At 74.5% G+C, this 26,542-nt stretch carries 27 protein-coding genes; 16 read left to right on the plus strand and 11 right to left on the minus strand.

Translation table 11 applies throughout. The annotated features are described in order from the left end of the window. Positions 1-68: 68 nt before the first annotated feature. Positions 69-1,403, minus strand: coding sequence for an MFS transporter (locus tag HOP40_RS24775; protein WP_172162509.1), 1,335 nt, complete (start codon positions 1,401-1,403; stop codon positions 69-71). Between the two features lie 47 nt (positions 1,404-1,450). Further along, entirely contained in the window at positions 1,451-2,419 is a 969-nt protein-coding gene (locus HOP40_RS24780; protein ID WP_172162512.1) for a zinc-binding dehydrogenase, read from the minus strand. A gap of 182 nt (positions 2,420-2,601) precedes the next feature. Here HOP40_RS24780 and HOP40_RS24785 point away from each other — a divergent pair, with 182 nt between their 5' ends. Continuing rightward, complete coding sequence (locus HOP40_RS24785; RefSeq protein WP_172162515.1) at positions 2,602-4,017, plus strand: ATP-binding protein; 1,416 nt, start codon at positions 2,602-2,604, stop codon at positions 4,015-4,017. A gap of 74 nt (positions 4,018-4,091) precedes the next feature. Here HOP40_RS24785 and HOP40_RS24790 read toward each other — a convergent pair whose 3' ends face one another. After that, a complete protein-coding gene (locus tag HOP40_RS24790; protein WP_172162517.1) occupies positions 4,092-4,763 on the minus strand; it encodes a pentapeptide repeat-containing protein in 672 nt (223 codons plus the stop codon). A 257-nt stretch (positions 4,764-5,020) separates the two neighbouring features. Continuing rightward, entirely contained in the window at positions 5,021-5,941 is a 921-nt protein-coding gene (locus HOP40_RS24795; RefSeq protein WP_172162519.1) for an LLM class flavin-dependent oxidoreductase, read from the minus strand. A 96-nt stretch (positions 5,942-6,037) separates the two neighbouring features. Here HOP40_RS24795 and HOP40_RS24800 point away from each other — a divergent pair, with 96 nt between their 5' ends. Genes HOP40_RS24800 through HOP40_RS24810 form a run of 3 tightly spaced genes read left to right on the plus strand, consistent with a single transcriptional unit; the run spans position 6,038 to position 9,450 of the window. Further along, on the plus strand, positions 6,038-6,598 hold the full coding sequence (locus HOP40_RS24800) for a TetR/AcrR family transcriptional regulator (RefSeq protein ID WP_172162521.1): 561 nt from the start codon (positions 6,038-6,040) through the stop codon (positions 6,596-6,598). Further along, positions 6,595-7,494 carry an alpha/beta fold hydrolase gene (locus HOP40_RS24805; protein WP_172162523.1) on the plus strand — a complete coding sequence of 300 codons (900 nt, stop codon included), beginning with the start codon at positions 6,595-6,597 and terminating at the stop codon, positions 7,492-7,494. The genes HOP40_RS24800 and HOP40_RS24805 overlap by 4 nt, the downstream gene beginning before the upstream one ends. Positions 7,495-7,503: 9 nt before the next feature. Continuing rightward, on the plus strand, positions 7,504-9,450 hold the full coding sequence (locus HOP40_RS24810) for a vWA domain-containing protein (RefSeq protein WP_172162525.1): 1,947 nt from the start codon (positions 7,504-7,506) through the stop codon (positions 9,448-9,450). 16 nt (positions 9,451-9,466) lie between these two features. Here HOP40_RS24810 and HOP40_RS24815 read toward each other — a convergent pair whose 3' ends face one another. Together HOP40_RS24815 and HOP40_RS24820 are read right to left on the minus strand one after the other, a co-directional pair. Continuing rightward, positions 9,467-9,895: a VOC family protein gene (locus HOP40_RS24815; protein WP_172162527.1), complete on the minus strand. Its 429-nt coding sequence runs from the start codon at positions 9,893-9,895 to the stop codon at positions 9,467-9,469. Continuing rightward, positions 9,892-10,368 (minus strand): helix-turn-helix transcriptional regulator, encoded by a 477-nt coding sequence (locus tag HOP40_RS24820; RefSeq protein ID WP_172162529.1) that lies wholly within the window; start codon positions 10,366-10,368, stop codon positions 9,892-9,894. The genes HOP40_RS24815 and HOP40_RS24820 overlap by 4 nt, the downstream gene beginning before the upstream one ends. Before the next feature lie 62 nt (positions 10,369-10,430). On the opposite strand from HOP40_RS24820, the gene HOP40_RS24825 reads away from it, so the two are divergent. Genes HOP40_RS24825 through mshC form a run of 3 tightly spaced genes read left to right on the plus strand, consistent with a single transcriptional unit; the run spans position 10,431 to position 12,089 of the window. Continuing rightward, positions 10,431-10,634: a hypothetical protein gene (locus tag HOP40_RS24825; RefSeq protein WP_172162532.1), complete on the plus strand. Its 204-nt coding sequence runs from the start codon at positions 10,431-10,433 to the stop codon at positions 10,632-10,634. 24 nt (positions 10,635-10,658) lie between these two features. Further along, positions 10,659-10,814 carry a hypothetical protein gene (locus HOP40_RS24830; RefSeq protein ID WP_172162534.1) on the plus strand — a complete coding sequence of 52 codons (156 nt, stop codon included), beginning with the start codon at positions 10,659-10,661 and terminating at the stop codon, positions 10,812-10,814. A 21-nt stretch (positions 10,815-10,835) separates the two neighbouring features. Then, complete coding sequence (gene mshC / locus HOP40_RS24835) at positions 10,836-12,089, plus strand: cysteine--1-D-myo-inosityl 2-amino-2-deoxy-alpha-D-glucopyranoside ligase (protein ID WP_172162536.1); 1,254 nt, start codon at positions 10,836-10,838, stop codon at positions 12,087-12,089. Between the two features lie 6 nt (positions 12,090-12,095). Here mshC and HOP40_RS24840 read toward each other — a convergent pair whose 3' ends face one another. Further along, positions 12,096-12,293, minus strand: a complete 198-nt coding sequence (locus tag HOP40_RS24840) for a hypothetical protein (protein WP_172162538.1) — start codon at positions 12,291-12,293, stop codon at positions 12,096-12,098. 34 nt (positions 12,294-12,327) lie between these two features. On the opposite strand from HOP40_RS24840, the gene HOP40_RS24845 reads away from it, so the two are divergent. Together HOP40_RS24845 and HOP40_RS24850 are read left to right on the plus strand one after the other, a co-directional pair. Continuing rightward, positions 12,328-12,687 carry a DUF2237 family protein gene (locus HOP40_RS24845; protein ID WP_172162540.1) on the plus strand — a complete coding sequence of 120 codons (360 nt, stop codon included), beginning with the start codon at positions 12,328-12,330 and terminating at the stop codon, positions 12,685-12,687. Further along, entirely contained in the window at positions 12,684-13,076 is a 393-nt protein-coding gene (locus HOP40_RS24850) for a pilus assembly protein CpaE (RefSeq protein WP_172162542.1), read from the plus strand. Before HOP40_RS24845 ends, HOP40_RS24850 begins: the two co-directional genes overlap by 4 nt. Here the strand turns inward: HOP40_RS24850 and HOP40_RS24855 are convergent. Beyond that, on the minus strand, positions 13,054-14,223 hold the full coding sequence (locus HOP40_RS24855) for an MFS transporter (RefSeq protein ID WP_205347373.1): 1,170 nt from the start codon (positions 14,221-14,223) through the stop codon (positions 13,054-13,056). The two genes, HOP40_RS24850 and HOP40_RS24855, sit on opposite strands and share 23 nt — an antisense overlap. Further along, the gene (locus HOP40_RS24860; protein ID WP_172162544.1) at positions 14,220-15,095 is read right to left on the minus strand and encodes a PAC2 family protein; all 876 of its coding nucleotides are present in this window, start codon (positions 15,093-15,095) and stop codon (positions 14,220-14,222) included. The genes HOP40_RS24855 and HOP40_RS24860 overlap by 4 nt, the downstream gene beginning before the upstream one ends. Positions 15,096-15,209: 114 nt before the next feature. Here HOP40_RS24860 and metH point away from each other — a divergent pair, with 114 nt between their 5' ends. The 4 genes from metH to hisG all read left to right on the plus strand — a co-directional run bounded on the left by metH (position 15,210) and on the right by hisG (position 20,783). Continuing rightward, complete coding sequence (gene metH, locus HOP40_RS24865; protein ID WP_172169089.1) at positions 15,210-18,746, plus strand: methionine synthase; 3,537 nt, start codon at positions 15,210-15,212, stop codon at positions 18,744-18,746. Between the two features lie 16 nt (positions 18,747-18,762). Next, complete coding sequence (locus HOP40_RS24870) at positions 18,763-19,485, plus strand: HAD family hydrolase (protein ID WP_275691312.1); 723 nt, start codon at positions 18,763-18,765, stop codon at positions 19,483-19,485. A 123-nt stretch (positions 19,486-19,608) separates the two neighbouring features. Further along, the gene (locus tag HOP40_RS24875) at positions 19,609-19,872 is read left to right on the plus strand and encodes a phosphoribosyl-ATP diphosphatase (RefSeq protein WP_172162547.1); all 264 of its coding nucleotides are present in this window, start codon (positions 19,609-19,611) and stop codon (positions 19,870-19,872) included. Positions 19,873-19,898: 26 nt separating this feature from the next. Continuing rightward, complete coding sequence (hisG, locus tag HOP40_RS24880; protein WP_172162550.1) at positions 19,899-20,783, plus strand: ATP phosphoribosyltransferase; 885 nt, start codon at positions 19,899-19,901, stop codon at positions 20,781-20,783. Between the two features lie 599 nt (positions 20,784-21,382). On the opposite strand, the gene HOP40_RS24885 is transcribed toward hisG, so the two are convergent. After that, positions 21,383-22,177 (minus strand): thioesterase family protein, encoded by a 795-nt coding sequence (locus HOP40_RS24885; protein WP_172162553.1) that lies wholly within the window; start codon positions 22,175-22,177, stop codon positions 21,383-21,385. Between the two features lie 23 nt (positions 22,178-22,200). Further along, complete coding sequence (locus HOP40_RS24890; RefSeq protein WP_172162556.1) at positions 22,201-23,046, minus strand: RecB family exonuclease; 846 nt, start codon at positions 23,044-23,046, stop codon at positions 22,201-22,203. A gap of 66 nt (positions 23,047-23,112) precedes the next feature. On the opposite strand from HOP40_RS24890, the gene HOP40_RS24895 reads away from it, so the two are divergent. The 3 genes from HOP40_RS24895 (at position 23,113) to arc (ending at position 26,532) form a co-directional block, all read left to right on the plus strand. Then, positions 23,113-23,631 (plus strand): hypothetical protein, encoded by a 519-nt coding sequence (locus tag HOP40_RS24895; RefSeq protein WP_172162559.1) that lies wholly within the window; start codon positions 23,113-23,115, stop codon positions 23,629-23,631. A 56-nt stretch (positions 23,632-23,687) separates the two neighbouring features. Further along, positions 23,688-24,554, plus strand: coding sequence for a tRNA (adenine-N1)-methyltransferase (locus tag HOP40_RS24900; RefSeq protein ID WP_172169092.1), 867 nt, complete (start codon positions 23,688-23,690; stop codon positions 24,552-24,554). A gap of 217 nt (positions 24,555-24,771) precedes the next feature. Continuing rightward, on the plus strand, positions 24,772-26,532 hold the full coding sequence (gene arc, locus HOP40_RS24905; RefSeq protein WP_240157256.1) for a proteasome ATPase: 1,761 nt from the start codon (positions 24,772-24,774) through the stop codon (positions 26,530-26,532). Positions 26,533-26,542: the final 10 nt, after the last annotated feature.

Raw genomic sequence — 26,542 nt, forward strand, 5'->3', positions numbered from 1 at the left:
GGCACGCCATCCGGCTCACCCGTCCGCCGAGCGGGGGACAACCCCACCCGCTGCTGCGGTTCCGGTGATCACCGCCCCGCCGGCACCGCCTCCACCGGCTCCACCCGGTCCGGGCCGCCCACGAGCAGGGCCCCGATCCCGAGCAGCGGCAGGGCCACCAGCAGCAGGAACGCCGCCGGCACGCCGAGGACGGTGCTCAGCCCGCCGACCAGGGCAGCGCCGACGCTGGCCCCGGTGAGGAAGACCAGGGTGGCGATGCCCAGTGCGACGCCCCGCTGCGCGCCCGGGACGGCCGCACCGACCGAGGAGATCATCGCCGGCTGCCCGATGCCGAACGCGACCGTCACCAGCACGACGGCCAGCGCGAGCAGCCACGGCGACTCCAGCACCCCGCCCAGGGCCGCGACCAGCAGCGCGACCACCGCGGTGGGGCAGGCCAGCGCGATCGTGCGGCGCCCGCCGAGCCGGGAGAGCAGGCGGCGGGCCACCGGCGGGGAGAAGAACCCGACGACGGCCGCGGGGAGCAGCAGGGTGCCCGTGGCCAGGGGGGTCCAGCCCCACGAGGCGGCGGCGAGCGGCACCCCGAGCAGCAGCGCGAACCAGCTGGCGGGCACCGCGGCCGCGGCGAACGCGCTGCGCAGCACCGTGACGTTGGTGACGATGGCGCGGGGGAGGAACCCGTCGGGGCGCCGGCGGACCCACCACACGACGGCGGGCGCTCCGATCGCGAGCAGCACCGCGCCCACCGTGCCGGCGACGACCCCGGCCGACGGCGACTGGATGAGCAGGACCAGCCCGGACGCGGCCAGCGCGACGAGCAGCGCCCCGATCTTGTCGACCGACTCGCCGCTGCCGCCCGTGGGCGCCCCGCGCCACAGCGCCGGGATCGCCAGCAGCCCGACGACCGGCAGCGCCACCGACCAGCGCCACCCGCCCAGCGCCTCCAGCGCCCCGCCCAGCAGCGGGCCCAGCGCACTGAGCGTGCCCGCGACCCCGGCGACGCGCCCGAGCGCGGCCCCCCGCGCCTCGCCGCTCCACCGGGCGCTGATCAGCGCCGTGCCCAGCACCGCGACCGACGCGGCCCCGGCGCCCTGCAGGACGCGGGCCACCATGAGGATCCCGAAGTTCGGCGCGAGCGCGGCGCCCACGGCGCCGACGCTCATCAGCGCCACTCCGATGACCAGCGGGAGCCGGATGCCGGCCATGTCCGCGAGGCGGCCGTGCATCGGCGTCGCGACGGCGAGGGCGACGGTGTAGCCGCTGACGATCCAGGCGGCCGTGGCCGCGGTGACCCCCAGCTCCGCCGAGAGCTGCGGCAGCGCGACGGTCACGGCGGACGTCGAGGTGCCGGCGAGCCCGAACAGCAGGCCGAGCAGGACGGCGGTGCGCCCGGGTGAGTGCATGTCCTATGCCAACGATCCTCCAGCCCGGGCATTCCCGGCCGTGCGCCTCAGGGCACGAGGACCACCTTCCCGGCGGTGGCCCGCGCCTCCAGCGCCCGGTGCGCCCCCGCCGCGTCGGCCAGCGCGAAGGGCGGGTGCACCAGCGGCACGAGCCGCCCGGCGGCGCCCTCGGCCAGCGACCGCGTCTCCAGGCCGCGCAGCCCGCCGTACGTGCGCAGCATCCGCGGGCCCGTCACCCACGAGACGGTGAGCCCGCGCGACACGACGTCGGCGCTCGTGAACGCCGTCGGGCTGCCCGCCGAGTACCCGAACATCACCAGCCGCCCGCCCACGTCGAGCAGCTCCAGCGCGGTGCGCCCGACCTCGCCGCCGACGCCGTCGAGGACCAGGGTGGGACGCCGCGGCACGAGGTCGGCCCAGCCCGGCTCCCGGTAGTCCAGCGCGACGTCGGCGCCCAGCGCCCGCACCCGCTCGACCTTCGCGGGGCCGCCTGCCATCCCGACCACCGTCGCCCCGGCGTGCCGGGCGGCCTGTACGAGCAGCGCGCCGAGCCCGCCCGCCGCGGCCGGGACCAGCACGACGTCGTCCTCGGTGACCGCGGCCAGCGCGAGCACCCCGACCGCAGTCCGGCCGGTGCCGATCAGGGCGACGGCCGCCTCGGGCGCCAGCCCGTCGGGTACGTCGTGCAGCGCGGCCGCCGGTGCGAGCGCCAGCTCCGCGTAGCCGCCGCTCGCCATCCCCAGGTGCGCGACGACCGACCGTCCCCGCCACGCGTCGCCGACGTCCGGGCCGACGTCCACGACCGTGCCCGCCACCTCCCGCCCCGGCGTCATCGGCAGGTCGGGCACGGGGAACGGCCCGCCGCCCGCGCCGGACCGGATCGTCGTGTCGAGCAGGTGCACGCCCGCCGCGGCCACCCGCACCAGCACCTGCCCCCGACCCGGCACGGGGTCGGGCACCTCCTCCCACACGAGCACGTCCGCGTCGCCGAACGCGTGCTGCCGGATCGCCTTCATGGTGCCGCCTCCTGCCGTCGACCTGCGGGAACGACGCTAGGACCTCGACCGCGGTCGAGGTCAAGCGCGCCGCTCGTCGGCGGGAGGCGCCGCCCCGGTACGTCCTGCCGGGGCTCGGCCAAGGCCCGCTCGCGTTCGGCGGAGCGCGCGCCGGTTCGCAGCCGCGGGCGTAGCGTGGAGACGTGCCCCATGATCTTCCCCCCACGGATCTTCCCCCCACGGATCTTCCCCGCACCCTCGGCGCCCTGCGGGCGTCGGGCCACGAGCTGCGCGGCGTCAAGGACGAGATCCGCGCCAACCTGGTCGCCGCCCTGCGCGCGGGCCGCGACCCGTGGCCCGGCATCGTCGGGTTCGAGTCGACGGTGCTCCCGCAGCTGGAGCGCGCGCTGATCGCCGGTCACGACGTCGTCCTGCTGGGCGAGCGCGGGCAGGGCAAGACGCGCCTGCTCCGCTCGATCACGAACCTCCTCGACGAGTGGACCCCGGTCCTCGAGGGCTCCGAGCTGGGCGAGCACCCCTACGACCCGATCACGCCGGCGTCGATCCGCCGCGCCGCCGAGCTCGGCGACGACCTGCCCGTCACCTGGCGCCACCGGTCCGAGCGCTACACCGAGAAGCTGGCCACGCCCGACACCGCGGTGGCCGACCTGATCGGCGACATCGACCCCGTCAAGGTGTCGGAGGGCCGCTCGCTGGGCGACCCCGAGACCATCCACTACGGGCTCGTGCCCCGCGCGCACCGCGGCGTCGTCACGATCAACGAGCTGCCCGACCTGGCCGAGCGGATCCAGGTGTCGCTGCTCAACGTGATGGAGGAGCGCGACATCCAGGTGCGCGGCTACACGCTGCGCCTGCCGCTCGACATCCTGCTGGTCGCGAGCGCCAACCCCGAGGACTACACCAACCGCGGGCGGATCATCACCCCGCTCAAGGACCGCTTCGGGGCCGAGGTCCGCACGCACTACCCCCTCGAGCTCACCGACGAGATCACGCTGGTGGAGCAGGAGGCGCACCTCGTCGCGGACGTGCCCCGGCACCTGCTGGAGGTCGTCGCCCGGTTCACGCGCGCGCTGCGCGAGTCGAGCGCGGTCGACCAGGGCTCCGGGGTGTCGGCGCGGTTCTCCGTGGCCGCCGCCGAGACCGTCGCGGCCGCTGCGCTGCGCCGGGCCGCGATCACCGGCGAGGCCGACGCCGTCGCGCGTCCGGTCGACCTGGAGTCGGTGCCCGCCGTGCTGCGCGGCAAGCTCGAGTTCGCCTCGGGCGAGGAGGGCCGGGAGACCGAGCACCTGGAGCACCTGCTGCGCCGGGCCACGGCCGACACCGCCCGCGCCCGCCTGCGGGGCATCGACCTCAACCCGCTGGCCGAGGCCGTCGCCTCCTCCCCGGTCCGCACGGGGGAGCGGGTGCCCGCGGCCGAGGTCGTGGCCGCCCTGCCGGACGTGGACGCGCTCACCGAGATCGCCAAGCGCCTCGACGCGGGCGGCACCGAGCAGCCCGGCCCGATGGCGAGCGCGGCGGAGCTGGCGCTGGAGCTGCTGTTCCTGACCCGCCGCCTGGCCAAGGACACCGCCGACGACGACTCGGTGAGCTACCGGTAGTGCGGCTGGCGCCGCCTGTGAGCGGCGATCGTGGCCCTGACCACGATCGCCACTCACGAGCAGCGGAGCTGCATCTAGCCGTCGGTCACCTCGACGCCCAGCACCCCGAGCAGCGCCACCCCGAGCGGGACGAGCTGGTCGGCGCTGATCCGCGTGCCGGCCAGCGACATCGCCCCGCGGACGTCGTCGAGCGTCGAGCCGTGCAGCCGCGTGCCGGCCATCCGGGCCTCGTGGAACGACGCCTCGCCGAGGTCGCAGCGCAGGAACGCGCAGTCGACGGCCGTCAGCGAGTAGAGGTCGGCGCCGTGCAGCGAGGTGCCCTCCACCAGCACGGCCGTGGCCCGGGCCATCCGGAACGCGGTGAGGTCGGCGCTGCAGTCGGTGATCCGCACGTCGTCGAGCTGGGCGCCGGCGAAGGACGCCCCGGTGAGCCGGCAGTCGGTGAACGTGACGCGGCGCAGGACGGCGTCGTCGAGGACGGCGCCCGAGAGATCGCAGTGCACGAACCGGGTGTCGCGGGCGCGCAGCCCGGTGAACTCGCGGCCGCGGAGGTCGGCGCCGGTCCAGCGGCACTCGCGCAGGTCGAGGTCGGCGACGTGCGCCGGCACCTCGACGTCCGCGCCCGCGTCGATGCCGTCCCACACCGTCTCGTGCTCGACGACCGCAGGCGCCGGATCGAAGCGCGTCGGCGTCTCCGGCGGGTCCGGGACGAGCTTCACCGGTCGTGCCCGCCTCGTCCGCGCCATGGTGCCCGACCCTACCGAGGGCCCGACCCACCCGGGCGGATGCCGGTCCCGGCGCCGCCGGCACCCGCCACCAGCCCGTGATCGCCGAGACCGCACCGCTGCAGTCGTCGCGAGGACGCTGACGGCACACTCCTGCTGATCACCACGGCGTGATCAGCGGAACCGCACCGCTGCGGTCCTCCGCGCGACCGTGGCGTCGCACTCCCGACGATCACCACCCTCGCGCCCGCACCGGCATGATCGCCGACCGCCGCACCTCACGGCACCGGAACCACGCGCCCGGGTCCCGCCGCAGACAGCACCGGCTCCACGACGTCGTCGACGAGCCGGCGCACGACCGCGTCCGGGTAGGGGGCGTGCAGCCCGAGCACGATGTGGTCGAAGCCGCCCTCGATCGCCGCGCGGACGGTGTCGCGGGTGCCCGCCGGCCGGTCGTCGGGGGCGGGGAACAGGACGAACGACCGCCGGACCTCCGCCGGGTCGCGGCCGATGTCGGCGCACAGCCGGTCGAGCCGGGCACTGCGCTCGACCGCCTCGGCGACCGTGCCCCCGGGCATGTTCCAGGCGTCGGCGTGCTCGGCGACCACGCGCAGCGTCGGGGTGGCCCGTCCGCCGATCATGATCGGCGGGCCCGGCCGCTGCACGGGCTTGGGGCTGCAGAAGGCCCCGGTCAGCCGGTGGTGCTCGCCCGCGAAGTCGAACGGTTCGGTCTCCGTCCACAGCCGGCGGACGATCGTGCACGCCTCGGCCAGGCTCGCGACGGCCTGCGCGGCGTCGTGGAAGGGCAGCCCGTGCGCCGCGTACTCGCGCCGGGCCATCGGCACGTCGGGCCGCGAGCCCGCGCCGATGCCGAATTCCAGACGCCCGCCCGAGACGACGTCGACGGTCGCGGCGATCTTCGCGAGCACCGCCGGGGGCCGGAACCGGTTGCTCGTGACCAGCAGCCCCAGGCGCAGCCGCTCGGTCTGCGCGGCGAGCGCGGAGAGCAGCGTCCAGCCCTCGAGCGTGGGCCCGAGCGGGTCGCCGCCCAGCGGCATGAGGTGGTCGTAGAGCCAGGCGTGCTCGATCTGCGGGAGGGCGTCGGCCTCGCGCCAGACGCGCAGGAGGTCGTCGTAGGAGACCTGCGACGGCGGGGTCATGATCCCGAAGGCGGGGCGGCGGGCCGTCGGAGCGCTCATGGTGTGGGTACCTTCCCGGTGACACGATCGCGATGCGGAGCAGCGTTCCGCATCAGCGTACGGAGCGTTGTTCCGTTTCGCCACGAGGGGGGCCCGATGACCGCTGCCGGCCGCGCGCGGCGCTCCGACGTGCGCCGCAACGAGCAGGTGCTGCTCGACGCGGCCGCCGCAGTGTTCGTCCGCGCGGGCGTCGACGCGCCGGTGCGGGAGATCGCCGCCGAGGCCGGGCTGGGCATGGGCACCGTCTACCGGCACTTCCCGACGCGGGCCGACCTCGTCGTCGCCGTCTTCCGCCACCAGCTCGACGGGCTCGCCGCCGAGGACCCGCCCACCGTCGGCACGCCCTACGACGTGCTGCGGGCCTGGGTCGACCGGTTCGCCGACTTCCTCATCACCAAGCACGGCCTGGCCGCGGCGCTGCACTCCGACCAGGCGGGGTTCGAGAGCCTGCACGCCGAGTTCGTCGAGCGCCTGATGCCCGTGCTCGACCGCCTGCTCGCCGCCTCCTCCGCCGCCGGTCACACCCGCGACGACGTGCGCGCCTACGACCTGATGCTGGGCATCGGCAACCTCTGCATCGGCGTCGAGTCCCTGCCCGACTACCGGGCCCGCCGGATGATCGACCTGCTCCTCAGCGGGCTGCGGCTCCCCGCATGACCGGCCCGCTCGTGCCCCCGGGCGCGCGGGTGGAGCACGTCGCGCACGCCGGCGGGCGGGTCCGGTTGCTGCGGGGCGGTCCCGACAGCGGCGTCCCTCTGGTCCTGGTGCACGGCGGCGGGCCCGACAACGCCGGGATCTCCTGGCATGGCGTGTTCGACGCGCTGGCCCGCACCCGCCCGGTCCTGGCCCTCGACCTGCCCGGCTCCGGCCGCACCGAGGGCATCCCGGTCGACGGGTCGCCCGCCGCGATGGCCGACCTCGCCGCCGCTGTCGTCGCGGCCGTCGGGGGAGAGGGGCCGGCGGTGTGGTTCGGGGTGTCGATGGGCGGCCACGTCGTGCTCCACGTCGCCCTGCGCCACCCCGCCGCCGTCGCCGGGCTCGTCCTCGTTGCCCCCGGCGGGCTCGCCGCCCACGCCGGCGGCCGGTTCCTGCACCCGCTGGCGTGGCTCGCCTGCCGCCTGCCCGACGCCGTGCTGCTCCCGGCCGCGCGGCTCGCCGGCCGCTTCACCCGCGCCGCCGTGCGCGCGATGGTGCACGACCCCGCGCGGCTGCCGCCCGCGGTCGTCGAGGAGATGGCGCGGGAGGCCCGCCGCGGTGGCCTGGGGTACCTGCGCTACAACCAGGCCACGGTCGGGCGGTGGCGGATGCGCGACGACCTGAGCGCGCGCGTCGGGGAGATCACGGCGCCCGCGCTGTTCCTGCACGGCCGCGACGACCGGCTCGTCGCCCCCGCCGACTCGCTCCGCGCCGCCGCCGCGATGCCGCACGCCCGGGCCGTCCTGCTCGACGACTGCGGCCACTGGGTGCAGGTCGAGCGGCCCGAGCGGTTCCTGGAGGAGGTCGAGCGCTTCCTCGGTCCCGACGACGAGCAGGACCGGGCTCCGCGGACGTAGCGTGGAGGGGTGACACGACGCCGCCCCGGTTACCAGTACGGCCCCTACGTCGACGGCCCCGACCCCCTGGCCCCGCCGTTCGACCTCCGCGCGGCGATGGACGAGATCGGCCGCGACGTGATGGAGGGATCCTCCCCGCGCACGGCCCTGCAGGAGCTGCTGCGCCGCGGCGCGGACAACCGCCGCGGCCTCGACGAGCTGACCCGCGAGATCTGGCAGCGCCGCAGCCGCCTGCAGCGCGAGAACCGCCTCGACGGCACGCTGCAGGAGGTCCGCGAGCTGCTGCAGCGCGCCCTCGACGCCGAGCGCGACTCGCTGGGCCGCCAGGACTCCGACGACGCCCGGTTCCGCGAGATGCAGCTCGACGCGCTCCCGTCCGACACCGGCGGCGCCGTCCGCGAGCTCGCCGAGTACGACTGGCAGAGCCCCGACGCGCGCGAGGCCTACGAGGAGATCCGCGACCTGCTCGGGCGCGAGATGCTCGACCAGCGCTTCCAGGGCATGAAGCAGGCGATGGAGAACGCGACGCCGCAGGACGTCGAGCGCATCCGGGAGATGCTCGACGCCCTCAACGACCTGCTCGCGAACCACGCCGCCGGCCAGGACACCACCGAGCAGTTCCGGCAGTTCATGGAGCAGCACGGCGATTTCTTCCCGGAGGACCCGCAGACCACCGAGGAGCTGATCGACACGCTCGCGCAGCGCGCGGCGGCCGCCCAGCGGATGCTCAACTCGATGACCGCCGAGCAGCGGGCCGAGCTGATGGAGCTCTCGCAGCAGGCGTTCGGCGACCCGCGGCTCGCGCAGGCGATGGCCCAGCTCGACGCCCAGCTGCAGGGCCTGCGCCCCGGCGAGGACTGGGACGGGCAGGGCCGCTTCCGCGGCGACAACCCGATGGGCATGGGCGAGGCCACCCGCGCGATGGAGGAGCTCGGGCAGCTCGACGCCCTGGCCGAGCAGCTGTCGCAGAGCTACCCGGGTGCCCGGCTGGAGGACATCGACCTCGAGTCGCTCGGGCGCCACCTCGGCGACGAGGCCCGCGTCGACGCCCGCGCGCTGGCCGACCTGGAGCGCGAGCTGCAGCGCCAGGGCCTGTTCGAGCGCGCCGCCGACGGCTCGCTGCAGCTCTCGCCCAAGGCGCTGCGGCGGCTGGGGGAGTCGGCCCTGCGCGAGGTCGTCGACCGGATCGGCGCCCGCCGCGGCGAGCGCGACACCCACCGCTCCGGCGCCGCGGGGGAGGCCACCGGCGCCACGCGTCCGTGGGCGTTCGGCGACACCGAGGCGTGGAACGTGCCGCGGACGCTGCTCAACGCCCAGCTCCGACGCGCCGGCGGCGACCCGAGGAGCCTCGACGTCACCGACGTGGAGATCGTCGAGACCGAGCAGAAGACCCGCGCGTGCGTGGCGCTGTGCGTCGACACGTCCTGGTCGATGGTGCAGGACGGGCGCTGGGTGCCGATGAAGCGCACCGCGCTGGCCCTGCACCAGCTCATCTCCACCCGGTTCCGCGGCGACGACCTCAAGCTGATCACGTTCGGGCGGCACGCGCGGTCGGTGGAGCTCGGCGAGCTGGTCGGGCTCGACGGCGCGTACGAGCAGGGCACGAACCTGCACCACGCGCTGCTCCTGGCCGGGCAGCACCTGCGCCGCAACCCCGACGCGCAGCCCGTCGTCCTCGTCGTCACCGACGGGGAGCCGACCGCGCACCTGGAGCCCGGCGGCCACGCCGCCTTCGACTACCCGACGAGCCCGGAGACCCTGCGCGCCACCATCGCCGAGGTCGACCGGCTCACCGGCCTGCGGGCGGCGTTCACGTTCTTCGTCCTGGGCGACGACCCGCGGCTCGCCGCGTTCCTCGACGGCGTCGCGAAGCGGTGCGGCGGACGCGTGGTCGCGCCGACCCTCGACGGCCTGGGCGCCGAGGTGGTGGCCGACTACCTGCGGACCCGCCGCTGACCGGGGCGCGCCCCGGTCAGGCGAAGTCCTCGGGCGTGAACGCCTTCGGCTCGACCAGCACCAGCCAGTTGCCGCTGTTGTCCCGCATGACCGCCTCCACGCCGTAGGGGCGGTCCGCGGGTTCCTGCAGGAACGTCACGCCCCGCGCGCTGAGATCCTCGTAGGTCTTGCGGCAGTCGTCGACGTGGAGGCCGAGCCCGCCGATCCCGCCCTTGGCGAGCTGGGAGCGGACCAGGGCGGCGGCGGTGTCGTCGAGCGGCGGGCCGGGCGTCATCAGCGTGACCTCGAGCTCGGGCTGCGCGGGGTGGCCGATGGTCAGCCAGCGGAAGCCCTCGCCCATCGTGACGTCCGTGCGGGTCTCGAACCCGAGGAGGTCGACGTAGAAGTCGTGGGCCTCCTGCTGGTCGAGGCAGTAGACGGTGACCAGGGAGACGTTGGTGATCATGGGGACGACGGTAGGACCGGGGCGGTGCCGGACGCTTCTCCGGGATTGCTCGGCTCCGTCGTGCCGCGCGGGTCCAGCACGCCGCGCATGAACAGCCAGCAGCCCGGGACCCGGCCGACGCCGCGCGCCGCCCACCGGTCGCGGTACGCCGTCGGGGTCTCGCCGACGACCGCGCGGAACCGCGCCGAGAACGACCCGAGGCTGCTGAACCCCACGGCCATGCACACCTCGGTGACGGTGAGGTTGGCCGTGCGCAGCAGGTCCTGGGCGCGCTCGATGCGCCGGCGGGAGAGGTACCGCATCGGCGTCTCGCCGTAGGTGGCCTCGAAGCAGCGCACGAAGTGGAACTTCGACACACCGGCGACGGCCGCCAGCCGGGTGAGGTCCAGCGGGGCCGCGGAGTGCCGGTCGATGTGGTCGTGGGCCCGGCGCAGGTGCGGGAGCAGGTCCACCGCGACCGTGCGAGCCACCATGGCGCGAGGGTACGACGGCCGCCCGCCCGCATGGAGCCCCCGCCGGCGGGTACGCGGCCGGCATGGAGATCGCGCGGTGGAAGAGGGTGCTGGTCGCGGGAGCGGCCGGGATGGCGCTGGTGCTGACCGGTGCGGGATCGTGTGCGCCCGGCGGTGCGGGTGGCGGCACGAGCGAGCAGGGCGGCTCGGGCGGCGACAGCGACCCCGAGGAGGGGTCGACGAACGAGGCGCCGGCCACCAGCACGTCGAGCGCACCCGACAACTGATCGCGACCAGCCCGAGGAGGACCCGTGCCGACGTGCGACCTGTGCGGCGCCGTGCGCGAGGGCGAGGACCCCACCTGGTCCTGCGAGCACGACGGCGGGCGCACGCGCTGGCTCTGCCCGCCGTGCACCCGCAGCCACGTCCGGGACATCGAGGCGAAGCTCGCACCCGAGTGGTGGTGAGCCCCGCGTAGGTTGTCTGTCATGCACACCTGGGCCTCCGTCGACGTCCCGCGCCTGCCCGGTGAGGGCCCGCCCCTGCGCCTGTACGACACGTCCACCGGGCGCGTGCGGCCCACCGCCCCCGGGCGCGAGGCGCTGATGTACGTCTGCGGCATCACCCCCTACGACGCCACGCACCTCGGGCACGCCGCCACCTACCTGGCGTTCGACCTGGTCAACCGCCTGTGGCGCGACCTCGGGCACGACGTGCACTACGTCCAGAACGTCACCGACATCGACGACCCGCTGCTCGAGCGCGCGGCCCGCGACCAGGACGACTGGGTCGTCCTCGGCATGCGCGAGACGGCGCTGTTCCGCGAGGACATGGAGGCGCTGCGCGTCCTCCCGCCGCGGCACTACATCGGCGCGGTCGAGGCGATGGGCGAGATCTCCGAGCTCGTCGGGAAGCTGCTCGCGTCGGGCGCGGCCTACCGCGTCCCGGACGCCGAGTTCCCCGACGTCTACTTCGACTCCGCGGTCACCGGGCACTTCGGCTACGAGTCGAACTACGACGAGGAGACGATGCTGCGGTTCTCCGCCGAGCGCGGCGGCGACCCGGAGCGGCCCGGCAAGCGCAGCCCGCTCGACCCCCTGCTGTGGCGGATGGCCCGCGAGGGCGAGCCGTCCTGGGCCAGTGACAATGGAGGCGGGGACCTGGGCCCCGGGCGCCCGGGCTGGCACGTCGAGTGCGCCGCGATCGCGCTCAACCGCCTCGGCCCGCAGATCGACCTCAACGGCGGCGGCTCGGACCTGATCTTCCCGCACCACGAGTGCGGTGCCGCCCACGCCGAGGCGTTCACCGGCGTGCACCCGTTCGCCCGGCACTACACGCACACCGGGATGATCGGCCTCGACGGCGAGAAGATGTCGAAGTCGCGCGGCAACCTGGTCTTCGTCTCCAAGCTGCGCGCCGAGAACGTCGACCCGAACGCGATCCGGATCGCCCTGCTGGCCGGGCACTACCGCACCGACCGGGCCTGGACCGCCGGGCTGCTCGACGAGGCGAACGCGCGGCTGGCCCGCTGGCGCGAGGCGGCCGCCCTGCCCGCGGGCCCGCCCGCCGACGAGCTGCTCACGCAGCTGCGCACGCACCTGGCCGACGACCTCGACACGCCCCGCGCCCTGGCCGCCGTCGACGCGTGGGCGGCCCGGGCGCTGGAGCGGCGCGGCACCGACGGCGACGCGCCCGCCCTGGTCCGCGATGCTCTCGACGCGCTCCTCGGGGTGCGCCTGTAGGCGGTGTCAGTCCGGCGGCTCCGGAGCGTCGGAGTCGGCGTCCTCGTTCTCCGGGGTGGTCTCCGGAGTGGTCTCCGCGGGGGAGGCCGGCACCGGGACGTCCAGGTCGAGGTCCGGCGTGTTCGGGTCGAGGGGGGCGTCGGGGTCGGGGCCCCGGTCGTGGCCCTGGTCGTCGGTCGGCTCGTCTCGGCGATCGTCGGTCATGCCGGGGCCTACCCGTTCTGGTTGCATGTCGCACATGGCCCACAACGTGCTCGGCGGCGACCTCGCGGTCTGCGGCACCGACCCGATGACCGGCTTCTACCGCACGGGCTGCTGCGACACCGGCGGCGAGGACTCCGGCGTCCACACCGTCTGCGCGCAGGTCACCGCGGAGTTCCTGGCGTTCAGCGCCGCCGCGGGCAACGACCTGTCGACGCCCCGACCCGAGCACGGGTTCGCCGGCCTGCGTCCCGGCGACCGCTGGTGCCTGTGCGCGTCGCGCTGGGCCGAGGCGCTGGAGGCGGGCGCGGCGCCCCCGGTCGTGCTGGAGGCCACGCACGCCCGCACGCTGGAGTGGATCGACCTCGCCGACCTGAAGAGGCACGCGGCGCCGTGATCACCCTCGAGCTGGCGCAGCGGCTGCGGGCCGCCGGGCTGCCGTGGTCGCCGGCGTCGGGCGACCGGTTCGTCATCGACGGCCGCGACATGGACGAGCACGTGTTCGTCGTCAGCGAGCTCACCATCGACGTGCACGAGGGCCCCGGCGGCCGCGTCCTGCGCTTCAACGGCACGACCGAGTGGGCGCTGGACAGCGTCGAGGCCGACGACGTGGTCTGGCTGCCGCACGAGGGGCAGCTCCGGGCGGCGCTGGGGCGGGCGTTCGCGCGGCTGGAGCCGGTCGGCGACGGCTGGGCGGTGCAGCTGGCCGACGGCCACCGGGAGGTCGACGTCGACGCCGAGCGCGCCTACGCCCGCGCCCTGCTCACGCGCCTGCTCGGGGCGTAGGCCCGTCCCCGGGCGGAGCCTCGCGGGACCGGGGGAGCGCCACCGGCACCACCGCCGCCAGCAGCGCCGCCGGCAGCAGGAACGCCGTGAGCGGGTCGGCGGCGTAGAGCGGGGTGAGGGCGGGCGGGGCCAGCGCACCGCCGCCGAACCGCAGCGCCTGCACCACGGACATCGAGCCGCCCGCGTTGCCGCCCGTATCGCGCAGCACCAGCGCGTTGACGCCGACGAGCACGAGCTGCGTGGCCACCCCGCCCAGCGCCCACACCGCCGCGACCATCCACACGGCGGGCGCCGTGCCCACCCCGACGACGACGACGACGCCGGTCGCCGCGCCGGCCAGGACCGCGCGCCGCGGGCCGATGCGGTCGACCGCCCCGCCCACGATCCGCGCCGTGAGCAGCCCGGCCACGCCGAGCCCGGTCAGCACCAGCCCGCGCGGGCCCGACCCCAGCCCGAACGCCTCCTCCAGGCGCAGCGCGACCAGGAAGTTCAGCCCGGCCAGGCAGCCCCACCCGACGGCCGCCACGAGCCCCGCCCGCAGCACGGCGGGCCGCCACGCCGCGCGCAGCGCGGGGCGCGCCCCGGCCCGGCGCTCCGACGGCGGGATCCCGGCCAGTCCCAGCAGCACCGCGACGGCGGCGACGCCGCCGAAGGCCAGCCGCCAGTCGAGCTCGGCGGCGATCCCGCCCAGCAGCGGCGCCGAGGTCTGGCCCGCGGCCTGCAGCGACCCGAACCACCCCAGCGCGCGGCCCAGCCGCTCCGGGGCGGCCGACCCGGCGAGCGCCGCCAGCAGCAGGGGAGTGGTGAACGCGTTCGCGAGCCCCTGCAGCACCCGTCCGGCGAGGAACAGCTCCCAGGTCGGGGCGAGCACGCAGGCCAGCGAGGCGACGACGTACGCCGCGTAGGCGACCACGACCGTGCGCCGCCGCCCCCAGCGCTCGCCGAGCGTGCCCGAGAACAGCATCGCCGCGGCGAAGGGCAGCAGGTAGGCCGTGACCGACGAGGCCGCGGTGGCCGCGCTGACGCCGAACGCCGCACCCAGCTCGGGGAGCATCGCGACGGTGACACCGCCGCCGAAGGGCCCGAGGAACGCGCCCGCGTAGAGACCGGACCGGGCCAGCCCGGTCCGGGCCCCTGCGGTGTTCAGCTGCCCGCGCCCCCGCTGCCACGGCGACGCAGGTAGCGCTCGAAGTCGGCGGCGATGGCGTCGCCGTCGGCCTCGGGCAGCACGTCGGTGTCCTCGGCCTCGGCCTGCTCCTCGAGCTGGCGGACGTACTCGCGCACCTCGTCGTCGGCCTCGGCCATCTCCGAGACGGTGCGCTCCCACTCCTCGGCCTGCTCGGGCAGCCCCCCGAGGGGCACCTCGACGTCGAGGACCTCCTCGATGCGGTGCAGCAGCGCCACGGCCGCCTTGGGCACGCGGGCCTGCGAGACGTAGTGCGGCACGGCGGCCCAGAACGACATGGCCGGCACGCCGGCCTCCACGCAGGCGTTCTGGAACACGCCCACGATGCCGGTGGCGCCCTGGTAGGTGGACTGCTCGACCTGCATCCGCTTCGCCGAGTCGACGTCGTAGGAGATGCCGCTCACGGTGGTGGGCCGGGTGTGCGGGATGTCGGTGAGCAGCGCGCCCAGGGTGATGACCTTGGTCACGCCCAGGCGCTCGACGTGGCCGAGCAGCTCGGAGCAGAACGACCGCCAGCGCAGGTTCGGCTCGATGCCGTTGACGAGGACGACGTGCCGCTCGGTGCCGGGCAGCGTGGCCACCGAGAGCCGGGTGGTCATCCACTCGATCTTGCGCGTGACGCCGTCGGTGTAGCGGACGTGCGGGCGCGTGACCTGGAAGTCGTAGTAGTCCTCGGGGTCGATCGAGGCCAGCGGCGTGGCGTCCCAGCTGAGCTCGAGGTGCTCGAGGGCGGTGCTCGCGGCCTCACCCGCGTCGTTCCAGCCCTCGAACGCGGCGATCATCACCGGGTCGACGAGGCGGGGCAGGTCGGATGCCGGGTCGGGATCGGTCATCGCCCCAGCGTACGGCCGAGCGCCCCTCGGTACGCCACCCCCACGACGGTTAACGTGGTACCCGTGCCGCCCGAGTCCCCCGCAGTGAACCAGTCGCCGTTCGACACCACCCTGATGGACGTGCTCGACCAGCGCGTCGTCGTCGCCGACGGCGCCATGGGCACCATGCTGCAGGCCGCCGACCTGACCCTCGACGACTTCGCGGGCCTCGAGGGGTGCAACGAGATCCTCAACGACACCCGCCCCGACGTCGTGCGGCACATCCACCGCGCCTACTTCGAGGCCGGCGCCGACGCCGTCGAGACGAACACGTTCGGGGCCAACCTGCCCAACCTGGCCGACTACGACATCGCCGACCGCATCCACGAGCTCGCGCTGAAGGGCACGCGGCTCGCGCGCGAGGTCGCCGACGAGACGGCCACGCCCGACCGCCCGCGCTTCGTCCTGGGCTCGGTGGGCCCGGGCACCAAGCTGCCGACGCTGGGCCACGCCACGTTCGCGAGCCTGCGCGACGCCTACACCGAGTGCGGTCGCGGCATGCTCGAGGGCGGCGCCGACGCGATCGTCATCGAGACCTGCCAGGACCTGCTGCAGGTCAAGGCGGCCGTGCTGGGCATGAAGCGGGCGATGGCGGCCGAGGGCCGCCGCATCCCGATCGTCACCCAGGTCGCCATGGAGACCACCGGCACGATGCTGCTGGGCTCGGAGATCGGGGCCGCGCTCACCGCGCTCGAGCCGCTGGGCATCGACCTCATCGGCCTCAACTGCTCCACCGGCCCGGCCGAGATGAGCGAGCACCTGCGCACGCTGTCGAAGCACTCGCGCATCCCGCTGTCGGTCATGCCCAACGCCGGCCTGCCGGTGCTCGGCCCGAACGGCGCGGAGTACCCGCTCGACCCCGACGGGCTCGCCGAGGCCCTCGCCACGTTCGTCCGCGACTACGGGCTGCAGCTCGTCGGCGGCTGCTGCGGCACCACCCCGGCGCACGTCACGGCGTTCGCCGACGCCGTCCGCGACCTCACCCCGCCCACCCGCAACCCGCGCCCCGAGCCCGGCCTGAGCTCGCTCTACGCCTCGGTGCCGTTCCGCCAGGACACCTCGGTGCTGATGATCGGCGAGCGGACCAACGCCAACGGCTCCAAGAAGTTCCGCGAGGCCATGCTCGAGGAGGACTGGGAGACCTGCGTCGGGATCGCGCGCGACCAGACCCGCGAGGGCGCGCACATGATCGACCTGTGCATCGACTACGTCGGCCGCGACGGCGTCGCCGACATGTCGGAGCTGGCCGGGCGGCTGGCCACGGCGTCGACGCTGCCGGTGATGCTCGACTCCACCGAGCCCGACGTCCTCCGGGCCGGCCTGGAGCGCCTGGGCGGGCGCTCGATCATCAACTCGGTCAACTACGAGGACGGCGACGGCCCGGAGTCCCGCTTCCAGAAGGCGATGGAGCTCGTCCGGGAGCACGGTGCGGCGGTCGTCGCGCTGTGCATCGACGAGGAGGGCCAGGCGCGCACCGCGGAGTGGAAGGTCCGGGTGGCCGACCGGCTCATCCGCGACCTCACCACCCACCACGGCATGCACGTGCAGGACATCGTCGTCGACACGCTCACCTTCCCGATCACCACCGGGCAGGAGGAGGTGCGCCGCGACGCGCTCGAGACCATCGAGGCCATCCGCGAGCTCAAGCGGCGCTGGCCCGACGTGCAGACCACCCTGGGCGTCTCGAACGTCTCCTTCGGCCTCAACGCCGCCGCCCGCCAGGTCCTGAACTCGGTGTTCCTGCACGAGTGCGTCAACGCCGGGCTCGACACCGCGATCGTGTCGGCGGCCAAGATCCTGCCGATGGCCAAGATCGACGACGAGCAGCGGTCCGTCGCGCTCGACCTCGTCTACGACCGGCGCCGCGAGGGCTACGACCCGCTCAACCGCTTCATGGAGCTGTTCGAGGGCGTCTCGGCGTCCTCGGCCCGGGCCAGCCGCGCGGAGGAGCTGGCCGGGCTGCCGCTGTTCGAGCGCCTGGAGCGGCGCATCGTCGACGGCGAGCGCGAGGGCCTCGACGCCGACCTCACCGAGGCGCTGGAGTCCCGGCCGGCCCTGGAGATCATCAACGACACCCTGCTGTCGGGCATGAAGACCGTCGGCGAGCTGTTCGGCTCCGGCCAGATGCAGCTGCCGTTCGTGCTGGCCAGCGCCGAGGTGATGAAGACGGCGGTGGCGTTCCTCGAGCCGCACATGGAGAAGGCCGAGGACGACACCGGCAAGGGCACGATCGTGCTCGCCACCGTCAAGGGCGACGTCCACGACATCGGCAAGAACCTCGTCGACATCATCCTCACCAACAACGGCTACACCGTGGTCAACCTGGGCATCAAGCAGCCCATCTCGACGATCCTGAGCGCCGCCGAGGAGCACCGCGCCGACGCCGTCGGGATGTCGGGGCTGCTCGTGAAGTCCACGGTGATCATGAAGGAGAACCTGCAGGAGATGAACTCCCGCGGGGCCGCGGCGAAGCTGCCGGTGCTGCTCGGCGGCGCCGCGCTCACCCGCTCCTACGTGGAGAACGACCTGCAGGAGGTCTACGAGGGCCGGGTCTCCTACGCCCGCGACGCCTTCGAGGGCCTGCGCCTGATGGACGCCACGATGGCGCGCCGCCGCGGCGAGGTCCCCGAGACCACGCCGGAGGAGGAGGCCGCGAAGGCCGAGCGCAAGGCGCGGCACGAGAAGTCGCAGCGGGTCGCGGCCAAGCGCCGGGCCGCCGAGGCCGCCGTGGCGGGGCCGGTGCCCGACCGCTCGAACGTCACGGTCGACAACGCGATCCCGACGCCGCCGTTCTGGGGCACGCGGGTCGTCAAGGGCATCTCGCTGGCCGAGTACTCCGGGATGGTCGACGAGCGCGCCCTGTTCCTGGGGCAGTGGGGGCTGCGCGGCTCCAAGAAGGGCGACGGGCCCAGCTACGAGGAGCTCGTGGAGACCGAGGGCCGGCCGCGGATGCGGTACTGGCTCGACCGGCTCGCCACGGAGGGCGTGCTCGCGCACGCCGCCGTCGTCTACGGGTACTTCCCGGCGGTGTCGGAGGGCGACGCGCTGGTGGTCCTGACCGACGCGCGGCCGGACGCGCCGGAGCGCTACCGGCTGGAGTTCCCGCGCCAGCGCCGCGACCGGCACCTGTGCCTGGCCGACTTCTGGCGGCCGCGCTCGCTCGCCGTCGAGCGCGGCGAGGTCGACGTGCTGCCGCTGCACCTGGTCACCATGGGGCAGCCGATCGCCGACTACGCCAACGAGCTGTTCGCGAAGGACGCCTACCGCGACTACCTGGAGGTCCACGGCCTGGGCGTGCAGCTCACCGAGGCCCTCGCCGAGCTGTGGCACCGGCGCATCCGCGAGGAGCTGACGTTCCCGTCCGGTGAGGCCGTGGCGGCGGAGGACCCCGAGGACGTCGAGGAGTTCTTCAAGCTCGGCTTCCGCGGCGCCCGCTACTCACTGGGCTACGGCGCGTGCCCCAACCTCGAGGACCGCACCAAGCTCGTCGACCTGCTGCAGCCCGGCCGGATCGGCGTGGAGCTGTCGGAGGAGCTGCAGCTGCACCCCGAGCAGTCGACGGACGCGATGGTGGCCCACCACCCGGAGGCGAAGTACTTCAATGCCGGGTAGTGCGGCTCCGCCGCCCGTGAGCGGCGATCGTGGCCAGGGCCACGGTTCCCGCTCACGACCGGCGCCGGCCGCCGTCCTGTGGGACATGGACGGCACGCTCGTCGACTCCGAGAAGGTCTGGACGGTCTCGCTCGCCGACACCGCCCGGGCCCTGGGCGGGGAGCTCAGCGCCGCCGCCCGCACGGCGATCATCGGCTCGAACATGGCCCGGACCCTGGTGCTCGTGTTCGACGACCTCGGCCTGCCGCACGACCCCGCGCGGATGGCCGAGGCCGAGCGGATGATCCTGCGCCGCACCGCCGAGCTGTTCCGCGAGGGCCTGGAGTGGCGGCCGGGGGCGCAGGAGGCGCTGCGCACCGTCCGCGCGGCCGGCTGGCCGACCGCGCTCGTCACCAACACCGGGCGCGAGCTCACCGAGCTCGCGCTGGAGGGCATCGGCCGCGAGCACTTCGACGTGTCGGTGTGCGGCGACGAGGTGCCGCGCGGCAAGCCCGATCCCGACCCGTACCTGCGGGCCGCCTCCCTGCTCGGGGTCGACGCCGCCGACTGCCTCGCCGTCGAGGACTCGCCGACCGGCGCGCTGGCCGCCGAGCGCGCCGGGGCCGCGGTGCTGGTCGTGCCGTGCGAGGTGCCCGTGCCGGCGGGACCGTCGCGCGTGCAGCGCGACACGCTCGTCGGGCTCACCGCCGAGGGGCTGCGCGCCGACTACACCCGGGTACGGGCCAGGAACGCCGCGTGAGACCGTAGCCCCGGCCGGGCAGCCGCCCGGCGCACGGGAACGGCCGGGCGCAGCAGTGACCCGAGGGGACCGCATCCCGTCGTGCACGACACATGACACTGGTTACGTGAGAGGTGGAACCCGGTGAAGACCTTCGACGAGCTCTACGCCGAGCTGACGGAGAAGGCCACGACCAGGCCCGAGGGATCGGGCACGGTGGAGGCGCTCGCGGCCGGGGTCCACGCCCAGGGCAAGAAGGTGCTGGAGGAGGCGGGCGAGGTGTGGCTGGCCGCCGAGCACGAGGCCGACGACGCCCTCGCCGAGGAGATCTCCCAGCTGCTCTACCGCGTGCAGGTGCTCATGATCGGCCGCGGCATCACGCTCGAAGACGTCTACAAGTTCCTGTAAGGCCGATATCCGTAAGGACCCCGCTCATGCTCCGCGTCGCACTCCCGAACAAGGGCACCCTGGCCGAGCCCGCCGCCACGATGATGCGCGAGGCCGGCTACCGCCAGCGCTCGGACTCCCGCGACCTGTCGATGCAGGACGACGAGAACGAGATCGAGTTCTTCTACCTGCGCCCGAAGGACATCGCCACCTACGTCGGGTCCGGCGACCTGCACCTGGGCGTCACCGGTGCCGACCTCATGGAGGAGTCCGGCAGCCAGGTGCAGACCGTGCTGCAGCTGGGCTTCGGCCAGTCGAAGTTCCGCTACGCCGCCCCCGTCGACGGCGACATCCACCAGCTCTCCGACCTCGAGGGCAAGACGATCGCCACGTCCTACCCGCGGCTGGTGCGCTCGCACCTGGCCCGCAACCGGGTGCGGTCGGAGATCGTCAAGCTCGACGGCGCGGTGGAGATCTCGGTGCAGCTCGGCCTGGCCGACGCCATCGCCGACGTCGTGTCCTCCGGGCGCACCCTGCGCCAGCACAACCTGCAGGTCATCGGCGACGCCATCGCGCAGTCCGAGGCCACGCTGATCGAGCGCGAGCCGCGGCCCGACCGCGAGGAGTCGGTCGACGTCAAGGCCGAGAAGATCGTGTTCATCGAGCGGCTGCGCGGCGTCGTCTACGCCCGCCAGTACCTGATGCTCGACTACGACTGCCGCGACGAGCTGCTCGACCGCGCCAAGAAGATCAGCCCCGGGCTCCAGGCCCCGACCGTCTCCCCGCTGACGGACAAGGGCTGGTCGGCGGTGCGGTCGATGGTGACCAAGCGCGAGGTGAACCGGGTGATGGACCAGCTCGCCCAGCTCGGCGCCCGCGCCATCCTGGCCTCCGAGATCCGCTCCTGCCGGGCGATCGACGGGCGCGGCTGAGGCACCCGCTCACTGCGCCGCCTGCGTTCCGCGGAACGCGGATCGACCCCGAACCGCGCACCTACTGGCTTCACGCGCACCGCCCGCCGCACGTGCGCGGGGGGCTGGCCCGTGCGTTCCGCGGAACGCGGCGGGTCCTCCGCCGAGCGGATGGTGCCTGGGGGTCGGCCCAGCTCGACCAGGTGCGTTCCGCGGAACGCGCACGTGGCGCCGGTTGCGGAAGACCTGCTGCTGACGGGCCCGGCCCCCGAACTGCGCACCTGCCGGCCACCCGCGCATCGCCGGACGTGCTCGAGAAGCCGATGGGTGCGCGGTTCGTGCGTTCCTCCGCGGAACGCGGCGAGTCCTCGGCCGAGCGCGTCGGTGGCCTGCGGGCCGGCCCACCCTCGGACCAGGGTCCGGGCCCGCTCGACCTCCTGCGCTCCGCGGAACGCACCAGCTCGCTCGGGTTGCCGGGGGAGTGGATGCCGTGCCGACGCGCCCGGCCCCCAACTACGCACCCACTGACCACGTGCGCCCGTCCGGACGTGCGCGGGAGGTCGGTCGGTGCACGGTTCGTGCGTTCCGCGGAACGCAGGTGGGCGCCTGGGCGGCCGGCGTCAGCGCGGCCGGACGACCAGGTTCTGGGTCGTGCGGCCGACGTGCCCGGTGGCGTCGAAGATCATGCCCGTGGCCGTGCCCAGGCCGGTGGGGCCGATCACCGAGCTCGCCCGCACCCCGGTCCACCCACCGACGGGCGTGCGGTGGACGTGGATGGTCAGCTCGGTGTTGACGTAGAGCCAGCGGCGCATGTCCAGCGGCGAGCCGATGCCGTTGGAGCTGTCGCCGACCACGGCCACGCGCTGCAGCGGCGACGACTCCTCGCCCTCGACGAGCGGCACCCGTAGCCGGCCCCACACCTCGCCCGGTCCCTGCAGCGCCCAGCCGCTCGACACCCAGCGCCACTCGACGGCGTCGACGTAGCCGGGCAGCCAGCCGTCGGCCCGCCCGGGCAGGGTCGGGACCGCGTCGGGCGTCGGGAGCGGCGGCTCGGCGCCCGACTCGACCGCGCCGGTGTCGCCCACCGCGAGGCGCCAGGCCCGGGCCTTGAGCACGGGCCGCCCACCCGCGGTCATCTCGGCCGACAGCATCTCGATGGCGCGCCCGGGCCGCTCCACCGCGGCCCGCACCTCGACGTCGCCCGCCGGGATCCTCCCCAGCACCTCGACGGTGACGCGCGCGAGCTGCGTCCCCGGGCGCGGCTCGCACCGCTCGAACGCCCGGATCAGCAGCGCCGAGGGCGGCCCGCCGTGCTGGGCGTCGGCGAACCACGGGCCGGTGGTGGAGGAGGTCGCGTGAAACCGCTCGCCGTCGGGGCCGTCGAGGGGGCGGTAGAAGGGTTCGAGGTCGGGCACGCCCCGGATCCTGCCCGACGGACTCAGTCGGTCCGGTCGAGGAGGGTCTCCTCGACGGGCTCGGACGGCCAGCCGGGGTAGGGCGGGGGAGTGCCGTCCCAGGCCGGGCACAGTGCGCGGTGGCTGCACCAGTCGCACATCCGGCCGGGGTTGGGGCGGAAGTCGCCGCTCTCGCCCGCGGTGAGCACCGCGTCCCAGAGGGCGTCGAGGGTGCGCTCGAAGCGGCGCAGCTCCTCCTCGTCGGGCTCGTAGGTGAGCGACTCGCCGTCGGCCAGGTAGAGCAGCCGCAGCTGGGTGGGGACGACGCCGCGCAGGTGCAGCAGCGCGAGGGCGTAGAACTTCATCTGGAACAGCGCCCGCGCCTCGGCGACCGGGTGCGGCGCGGCGCCGGTCTTGTAGTCGACGACGCGCAGCTCCCCGCCGGGGGCGACGTCGAGCCGGTCGAGGTAGCCGCGCAGCAGCAGGCCCGACGCCACCTCCGTCTCGACCAGCAGCTCCCGCGCCTGCGGCTCGAGGCGCCGCGGGTCCTCCAGCCGGAAGTAGGCGTCGAGCAGGGGCCCGGCGGACGCCAGCCAGCCGGCGAGCTCGGGGTCGTCCCCGCCGCCGTCGAACAGGGCGCCGACCAGCTCCGGGTCCTCGACCTGCAGCTGCGCCCAGCACGGGGCGACCAGGGCGTGAGCGGCCGAGGGGACCCGCTCGGCCGCGGGCAGGTCGAACAGCCGCTCCAGCACGACGTGCACCAGCGTGCCCCGGACCTGCGCCCGCGTGGGCCGCTCGGGGAGCCGGTCGATCGCGCGGAAGCGGTAGAGCAGCGGGCACTGCTTGAAGTCGCCCGCCCGGGACGGGGAGAGGGCGGGACGGCGGGTCACGGCTGCCGAGGGTAGGCGAGGACCCCGACAGTCCCCCGGGGTCGCCCACCCGTAGGTTGAGCCGCGATGAAGACCATCCGAACCGCCGCGGCCGCCGCCGTCCTCGTGGCCGCGCTGGCCGCGTGCACCGCGGGCGGCACCGGGGCCCCCGCGTCGCCGACGTCGGCCGCCCCCACGGCGGCCACCGGAGCCCCGACGACGACACCCGCCCCGGGCGCGGTCGGGCCCGAGGAGGCGGCCGTCGCAGCCGCCCTGGGCGCCTACCAGACGGCGCTGGCCACGCAGGACTGGCCGACCGCCTGCTCGCTCACCGCCCCGGAGACCTCCGTGCAGCTCGTCGCGGCCGTGCAGGGCGGCGGGGGACAGGTCGTCACGTGCGAGGAGGCCCTCGCCGCCGTGTTCGGCCAGCCCGGCGCGGCCGACACGGCGATCGAGGCGGTGACCAGCACGAGGGTCCAGGACGTCACCATCACCGGCCTGAACGCCACCATCCGCTGGACCTCCGAGCGGCAGGGCCAGGAGCGCACCGACGGCGCCGCCCTCCAGTTCATCGACGGCCAGTGGCGCCTGGCCGGCACCGCGTGAGCACCGAGCAGCAGGCCCCCGCCCCCGCCGAGCAGGCCCCGGCCCCCGTCGCGCCCGTGAACGGGGCGGGCGAGCAGCACCTCCCCACCCGCGGCGGCCCGTTCCGCGCGGGCGACCGCGTCCAGCTCACCGACCCCAAGGGCCGCCACTACACGATCACGCTGGAGGCGGGCGCGCAGTACCACACGCACCGCGGCGGGATCGCCCACGACGACCTCATCGGCCACCCCGAGGGCAGCCTCGTCCTCTCCCCGGTCGGCACCCCGTACCTCGCCCTGCGCCCGCGCCTGGCCGACTACGTGCTCTCGATGCCGCGCGGCGCGCAGGTCATCTACCCGAAGGACGCCGCGCAGATCCTCATGTGGGGCGACGTGTTCCCCGGGGCGCGGGTCCTGGAGGCCGGCGCGGGCTCCGGCGCGCTCACCTGCTCCCTGCTGCAGGCCGTGGGCCCCACCGGAAAGGTGGTGTCCTACGAGATCCGCGAGGACCACGCCGAGCACGCCGAGCGCAACGTGCGGCGCTTCTTCGGCGGCATCCCACCCCATTGGTCCTTGACGGTGGCCGACCTCGCGGCCCACGCCGCCGTCGAGGACGGGGAGGTCGACCGCGTCGTGCTCGACATGCTCGCCCCCTGGGAGCACCTCGACACCGTCGCGCGGGCGCTGGTGCCCGGCGGCGTGCTCGTCGGCTACGTCGCCACCACCACCCAGCTCTCCCGGCTCACCGAGGCGCTGCGCGAGCAGCAGTGCTGGACCGAGCCCGAGGCCTGGGAGACCCTGGTCAGGGCCTGGCACGTCGTCGGGCTGGCGGTGCGCCCCGAGCACCGGATGCAGGGCCACACCGCGTTCCTGGTCACGGCCCGTCGACTGGCCGACGGCGTCGCGCCACCCCGGCCGCAGCGCCGCCCCACCTCCACCCGCTGACCGGTCGCCTGCGCTGGGCCGGGTGGCGGCAGCGTCGTCACGGAGCCCGGACGAGCCGTCACCGTCAAGGTGCCGTCCGCGTGAGTGATGGATCACCGATTCGCCGCACCGCGTGTGTCAGAGTGGCCAGGTATCGTATGGAAACGGAACACGGAGGGAGGATGCCGTGAACCCCTACGACGGAACCGGCAGACACAACCCAGGTGACCACGGGGACATGAGTCCTGACGAGGCCACTGCCCAGATCCGCTTCCTCGAAGAAGAGGTCGCCCTACTCCGGCGCAAGCTCACCGAGTCGCCCCGCCAGGCCCGCGTCCTGGAGCAGCGGCTCGCCGAGTCGGCCAGCCGGCTCTCGCAGCTCTCCGCCCGCAACGAGAAGCTGACCGAGACGCTCAAGGAGGCCCGGGGCCAGCTGATCGCCCTCCGCGAGGAGGTCGACCGGCTCGCGCAGCCGCCGAGCGGCTACGGCGTCTTCCTGGCTCGCTTCCCGGACGAGACCGTCGACGTGTTCACCTCGGGGCGCCGGATGCGCGTCGCGGTGTCCCCGGCGGTCAGCACCGAGGAGCTGAAGAGCGGCCAGACCGTGCGCCTCAACGAGGCGCTCACCGTCGTCGAGGCGGGCGACTTCGAGCGCATCGGCGAGGTCTGCGGCCTGCGCGAGGTGCTCGCCGAGCCCACCGCCGACGGCCTCGCCGGCCGCGCGCTGGTGGTCGGGCACGCCGACGAGGAGCGGGTGGTGTGGCTCGCCGCGCCCCTGTTCGACGAGTCGGTCCCCGACTTCGTGCACCTCAAGCCGGGCGACTCCCTGCTCGTCGACACCAAGGCCGGGTACGCCTACGAGCGCGTGCCGAAGGCCGAGGTCGAGGACCTCGTCCTGGAGGAGGTGCCCGACGTCGACTACTCCGACATCGGTGGCCTGTTCCGGCAGATCGAGCAGATCCGCGACGCCGTCGAGCTGCCGTTCCTGCACGCCGAGCTGTTCACCCAGTACGAGCTGCGCCCGCCCAAGGGCGTGCTGCTCTACGGGCCTCCCGGCTGCGGCAAGACCCTCATCGCGAAGGCCGTCGCCAACTCGCTGGCCAAGAAGATCGCGGCCCAGCGCGGCGACGACCCCAACGAGGGCCGCGCGTTCTTCCTCAACATCAAGGGCCCGGAGCTGCTCAACAAGTTCGTCGGCGAGACCGAGAGGCACATCCGGCTGATCTTCCAGCGCGCCCGGGAGAAGGCGAGCGCCGGCACCCCGGTGATCGTGTTCTTCGACGAGATGGACTCCATCTTCCGCACCCGCGGGTCGGGCGTGTCCTCCGACGTCGAGACGACGATCGTGCCCCAGCTCCTCGCCGAGATCGACGGCGTCGAGGGCCTGGAGAACGTCATCGTCATCGGCGCCTCCAACCGCGAGGACATGATCGACCCGGCGATCCTGCGGCCGGGCCGGCTCGACGTGAAGATCAAGATCGAGCGTCCGGACGCCGAGGCGGCCCAGGACATCTTCTCCAAGTACCTCACCGACACGCTGCCGATCCACCCCGACGACATCGCGGAGTTCGGCGGCAACCGCAAGGCGTGCATCGACGCGATGATCGAGCGGATCGTCGAGCGGATGTACGACGAGACGGAGGAGAACCGGTTCCTGGAGGTCACCTACGCCAACGGTGACAAGGAGACCCTGTACTTCAAGGACTTCAACTCCGGCGCCATGATCCAGAACATCGTCGACCGGTCGAAGAAGTCGGCCATCAAGGCGGTGCTCGAGTCGGGGCAGCAGGGCCTGCGGGTCCAGCACCTGCTCGACGCGATCGTCGACGAGTTCGCCGAGAACGAGGACCTGCCCAACACGACCAACCCGGACGACTGGGCGCGGATCTCGGGCAAGAAGGGCGAGCGGATCGTCTACATCCGCACGCTCGTCACCGGCAAGAACGACGCGAGCAGCCGCGCGATCGACACGGCGTCGAACACCGGCCAGTACCTGTAGGAGAGGCTCA

It is taken from the genome of Pseudonocardia broussonetiae (assembly GCF_013155125.1).
GTDB classification, from domain to species: domain Bacteria; phylum Actinomycetota; class Actinomycetes; order Mycobacteriales; family Pseudonocardiaceae; genus Pseudonocardia; species Pseudonocardia broussonetiae.